The sequence below is a fragment of the Phytobacter sp. V69 genome (assembly GCF_965644215.1).
Lineage (GTDB): Bacteria > Pseudomonadota > Gammaproteobacteria > Enterobacterales > Enterobacteriaceae > Phytobacter.
On the sequence record NZ_CBFFRL010000258.1, the window covers coordinates 1 to 5,423 of the forward strand.

General features: G+C 39.5%; 7 protein-coding genes. All 7 read left to right on the forward strand.

The features are described from left to right. The first annotated feature begins 213 nt into the window (after nucleotides 1–213). The 7 genes from ACSZPU_RS22920 to ACSZPU_RS22950 all read left to right on the forward strand — a co-directional run bounded on the left by ACSZPU_RS22920 (nucleotide 214) and on the right by ACSZPU_RS22950 (nucleotide 5,415). Nucleotides 214–1,098, forward strand: coding sequence for an AfsA-related hotdog domain-containing protein (locus tag ACSZPU_RS22920; RefSeq protein ID WP_499003535.1), 885 nt, complete (start codon nucleotides 214–216; stop codon nucleotides 1,096–1,098). 1 nt (nucleotide 1,099) lies between these two features. After that, nucleotides 1,100–1,339: an acyl carrier protein gene (locus tag ACSZPU_RS22925; protein ID WP_499003537.1), complete on the forward strand. Its 240-nt coding sequence runs from the start codon at nucleotides 1,100–1,102 to the stop codon at nucleotides 1,337–1,339. Nucleotides 1,340–1,341: 2 nt separating this feature from the next. Beyond that, entirely contained in the window at nucleotides 1,342–2,565 is a 1,224-nt protein-coding gene (locus ACSZPU_RS22930) for a beta-ketoacyl-[acyl-carrier-protein] synthase family protein (RefSeq protein ID WP_499003541.1), read from the forward strand. 5 nt (nucleotides 2,566–2,570) lie between these two features. Next, a complete protein-coding gene (locus tag ACSZPU_RS22935) occupies nucleotides 2,571–3,266 on the forward strand; it encodes an HAD family hydrolase (RefSeq protein ID WP_499003543.1) in 696 nt (231 codons plus the stop codon). 273 nt (nucleotides 3,267–3,539) lie between these two features. Continuing rightward, a complete protein-coding gene (locus ACSZPU_RS22940) occupies nucleotides 3,540–4,439 on the forward strand; it encodes an MFS transporter (protein WP_499003547.1) in 900 nt (299 codons plus the stop codon). Beyond that, a complete protein-coding gene (locus ACSZPU_RS22945; RefSeq protein WP_232045349.1) occupies nucleotides 4,426–5,145 on the forward strand; it encodes a thiamine pyrophosphate-binding protein in 720 nt (239 codons plus the stop codon). The genes ACSZPU_RS22940 and ACSZPU_RS22945 overlap by 14 nt, the downstream gene beginning before the upstream one ends. Before the next feature lie 9 nt (nucleotides 5,146–5,154). Beyond that, on the forward strand, nucleotides 5,155–5,415 hold the full coding sequence (locus ACSZPU_RS22950; protein ID WP_499003544.1) for a hypothetical protein: 261 nt from the start codon (nucleotides 5,155–5,157) through the stop codon (nucleotides 5,413–5,415). Nucleotides 5,416–5,423: the final 8 nt, after the last annotated feature.

Genomic DNA, 5,423 nt, shown 5'->3' on the forward strand with positions numbered 1-5,423 from the left:
AAGTGGCCGAACTGCTGCCATGGAACGTGGATCTCACCAATAAATAGCCGTCAATACGGCACTCACTGATCGCTTACACTTGGTACGTCAGATTCTTACATCTCAGTTGCATGTGATTTATGACCCTATGCATGCCCCCCTGTCAGAATTGACAGTTTTCTTTAATTTCCAAAAGCGTTTACTAAGATCAGAAATTAGAGGGTACTGTGAAAAATGAAAGATGCCAAATTATACACTCATAAGAAAAATGAAAACGATATATTCATAAATAATATATCGAAAATTTCCGATAACCATTTTCAGTGCGATTTCAGACTAATTACAGATCACCATTTTTACTGTGATTTTCTCGCTTGTACAAACAGAATAAACCCAATTTTTTTATTAGAATGTGCAAGGCAGGTTGAAACATATTTGTCACATACTAAATTTGGTATAACACTGGACAGTAAGTTTCTGCTAGACAGTTGGTCAATGAAATATTATCCGACAAAGACTGGAGATGCAGAAAGGCTGAAAGCTGACATTTACTCAAAGTACTCGGCTGTTAATCGAACGAACAAAAATAAATTCAAGATTATTTTCAAAATAAACATGACAGTCATATGTATAGTTATAATAGATGTAAGATACATAAGCAGTGATTGTTATAAGCTAATACGCAAGATTCCTGATGCTATCAACACGTTTGGAGTCATAGCACCGCTTTCTCCTGCCAGTGTTTGTTACACATCTCATGCAAATGTAGTTCTGGCAGATTTAAATGATAATGGACCGTATGTTAAGGCAATAATTCATATAAATGCAAACAATAAATCAATTAATGATCATGAGCAGGATCATATCACTGGTATGAATCTTACGGAGGCAGCCAAACAAATATGTTATAGCTATCTGTCGCTTTATATGAATGAACAAAGTGATAGATTTATTCCTGTAAACTTAAAAGGATATTTTTTTAGCTTCGTTGAAACTCATATCCCAGCACTCGTTGTAATAAAAAGAGTTGAATTCCAGGATGACATTTATTCCTTTCAAGTCGATGTCATTCAAGCTGGAAAAACGCTGGCAGCCATTAGTCTAAAACTGAGAGGTTAACATGAATAAATTAAAAGATTTACTCAAAAATGTATTTGGTGTTTCTGAAAGTGATGTTCAGGACAACAGATCTCTTGAGAATATGGGGCTTGACTCTATATGCATAGTAGAATTTCAGATTGAAATTGAAAGGACTTTTAATATTGATGAAGGCCGACTGGCTCTGGTTAATAGCGATACATTGCAAACTATCATGGAAAGGGTCAAAGGACTACAGCATGTAGAGTTAAAAGGCGTATGAATATGAAAAACAAAGTAGTGGTTACAGGCATAGGAATCATCTCCTCAGCCGGTAACACACCAGAAGAGTGTCGTTTGACCTTACTTGAAGGGAAAGGGATGACAAAACCTGATCCCCGACTGAGTAATCTTGAAGTCTCTTGGTCATGCCGGATTCAGGATTTCGTACCTGAACAGCATATGAGTAAGTCATTGATCTGGCGATGCGATCCCTTTATCCAATATGCCATATACGCGGCCAAGAGTGCTCTCGGAGATGCAGGTTTAGACCAGTCTCGCAGAGATGTGAAAACAGGTATCGTGCTGGGTAACTCCCTCGCTGGCATAACTTCACTGGAAGTACTGAATAAAAGAGCCGTTCTGGAAGGAGTTGGAACAATTGGATCTCTCTATCTCTTGTCAACAATGGGAAGTATGGCAACGGGTAATATGGCTATTGAACTTGGCATCCACGGTCCTACATATCTGACTGGTACGGCATGCTCATCGGGTGCCGATGCGATAGGAACAGCCAAACGTCTTATCCAAAGCGGGCAATGCGATATTGTTCTTGCCGGTGGCAGTGAGGCTCCAATCACACCACTTGTTGTTTCCTCTTTCACGAAGATTGGTGCACTTTCAAAAAATAGCGACCTTTTACACGCGTCAAGACCATTTGATAAAGAAAGGGACGGTTTTGTCATCTCCGAAGGCGCAGCGGTCATGGTATTAGAAAATGAAAAAAGTGCGTTGGAGCGCGGAGCCAAAATTTATGCAACGCTGTCTGGATATGGTTCAGCAAATGATGCACATCATATCACATCGCCGGCACCGGATGGTTCAGGATTATCTCAATCAATTTATGGGGCGCTTGAAGATGCCTCGCTATCTCCGACTGATATTCAGTGTATTAATTCACACGGTACATCAACACCTCTAAATGATGATCTCGAGGGCAGTATTTTGTTCCGCATATTCGGTAATCATCCTTGGGTAACATCAACAAAAGGCGTTACCGGACACAGCCTTGCAGCAACAGGAGCAATGGAAGCTGTTTTTTCTGTGTTAAAAATTATACACGATGAAATTCCTCCTGTTGCTGGTTTAAGACATATTGATGATGAAATAAAAATCAATATTGCAACAGAAGTCATCCAAGGGACTGGTATTAAAAATGTTCTCAGTACATCCCTAGGGTTTGGTGGGCAAAATGCTGCTCTGATATTTTCACAATACATAAAAGGGTAATAAAAATGAACCTCAAAAAAATAAAATTATTTGCGATCGACAGTGATGGTGTTGTTCTGAATGACACATATAGCCCGGCAATTAAAATTTTTGTTGAATCTCTTGGTGTAAACTACTCGCCATTGATCGAACGAAGTGTCTGGGGATCTCCACAAGTGACCGCAGGCCATAATCTCGCATTAGCCTGTAAACTTCCTTATTCAGGTGAAAAAATTATTAATGATTTTTTCAAAACCAGAGATAACTACCTCAGAGATCATCCGGTTGAAGTTTTCCCCGATATCGAATCAACGCTGGCATTGCTACATAGTACAGGGGCACGTATGACCTGCTATGGAGGAAGAAATAAAGAATATAGCTTCGACAAGTTTTTAAAACCTTTTGAAAGTTATTTCGATAAAGAGATGCCATATATTGATATCAATGCCTTTCGTCCGGGGATGTATGAAATTGTAAAAGAAAAATTTAACCTGAATTTTGATGAAGTTGTGTTTATTGATGACATCAATCGTGTTGCAGAAGTGTGTAAGGTTCTTGGTTCTGGGTTTATAGGTGTACCTGCGTCCATGCCACATAACTTCCAGCGGGAAGAGATGATAAATACTGGTGTCAAATATATGGTGAACAGATTTACGGATATTACAGAAAATCTTATATATGAAGTTGACGAGAGCCTATTCTCTGCGTCTTTGTGGAAATAAAATAAGGTGCGGCATGGAAAAGTTCAGCAATACAATTCTGATTTGTCTTATACCTATAATATGCGGTTTTACCGCAGCAAATATGTACTACGTTCAGCCGCTGGCTCCCGTGATCAGCAGTGAACTAATGGTTTCTTATGAAAAAGCATCCATGCTGTATTCATTTTCTCTAGTTGGTAATGCTCTATCATTGATTTTTATAATTCCTTTAGGGGATTTCTATAGCAAGCGAAAGTTAATCACACTATTGTATTTAGTTTCCACAATATCGTTATTGCTGTTTTTTTAACAGAGAGTTATTACGCATTGTCTACTACAGCATTTCTAGTCGGAGTAGGAACATCCGCCATTCCATTAATTACCGCCGGACTAAGCAGACAAAAAAATGGAACTAAATATATAGGTCGAATAATGGCCGGTGTATTAACTGGTATTCTTTTTTCCCGATTCCTGTCGAGTATGCTTAGTGAACTTTGGGGATGGAAGTCGATATATGCTATAGCTGCAATACTGATGTTTCTATCCTGTATATTATTGTTCACCTCTTATCCGACATCAGATGATAAGAATAATCGAGTAAAAAACTCATACATCCATATTTTATATCTGAACATCAATGGAATTAGGCAGGATGCTATAATTAGGCATTATTGTTTTAACGCATTTGCCATTATGTTTCTGTTCTCCGCATTCTGGAGCAATGTTTCTATGTTTCTGACCACGACTTTTCATTTCAGTCAGTCACAGGTAGGGCTTTTTTCTTTGACAGGTGTTACCGGGGCCTCATCAGCCCTATTTTCATCCTGGATACTGAGAATTATAAATTACAAAAACAATCCTCTGTACTTTTTAATTGTCATAAGTCTACTGGCGATGGGAATTTACGGAAATAATTTTATTATTAGCCTCACTGGTGCACTACTAATTGATGCATTTATTCAGCTAATACACGTCAATAATCAACGTGGACTATTTCTTTCCTGCAAGGGAAATGAAGCACGAGCAGCAAGTTGCTATATGACAAGTTTTGTTACTGGTGGCGCAGTTGGTGGATTTATATCCTCTTATCTCTATTCGATATCCGGCTGGAGTGTGGTACTGATTAGCTGCGCAATCATTACCTTAATTCCAATGTTTATGAAACTGCGAGAAGACGTTAATGAACAATATTGAGACAGCACAAAGTACAAGAGAGCTTCTGAATCATTATTTGTCACTGATGACAGGTGATGAAAAACACGCACCTTCGTCTATTTCCACACTCGATGTCATCCAAGTATTATATGATAAAGTCCTGAATTGTTCCCCCTTAAAAGTACGAGATGAATACCGAGATCGTTTCTTTTTGTCAAAAGGACATGGTCCCATGGCATTCTATGCAGTGCTGGCATTAAAGGATTTTATTAAACCTGAGCTTTTGGAAACCTATGGTGAATATGACAGTAAATTAGGATACCACCCGGACCGAACAAAGCTGGACTGTGTGGAAATATCCAGTGGTTCATTAGGGCATGGTTTACCTCTGGCTATTGGCTCCGCTCTTGCGCTACGCGCCAAAGGAATTACGGGACCAAAGCACTGGGTTCTTATGGGTGATGCAGAGCTTGATGAAGGTTCGAATTTTGAAGCTATTCCTTTTGCAGGCAGACACGGGCTATCAGAGTTGAATGTCGTGGTCATAGACAATGACTCGTCAACTCTTGGTTGGCCAGGAGGAATATCACACCGGTTTTCAATTGAGGGCTGGGAGGTCAGCCGCGTTAACGGCAGAGATCAAGAAGAACTGTACCGGGTGTTTTCTAGAGAGCATCCTCATAAACCTCACGCCATTATCGCAGCTGTAGAAACCAAATCAGGTAAACCTCGCAGACAAATTTAGGAGAATAAAATGAAGACAGTTTTAACCTGGGATCAAAGATTTGCTGAAATAAACGCAATGAGACAACGATTTGCAGTCGTCATGTCAGACTTGATTCGGGAAAAAGATAATGTCGCACTGGTACTTGCAGATATTACCGCAGAAAGATTCAGTGATGTTTTAAGAGATTTTCCTGACAGGGTTATCAATACCGGGATCAGGGAACCGCGAATTCAGATAATAAGTGCAACGCTCGGACATGATTGTGGAGAGTGTAGGAGGAAGGGTTAACTACCGAT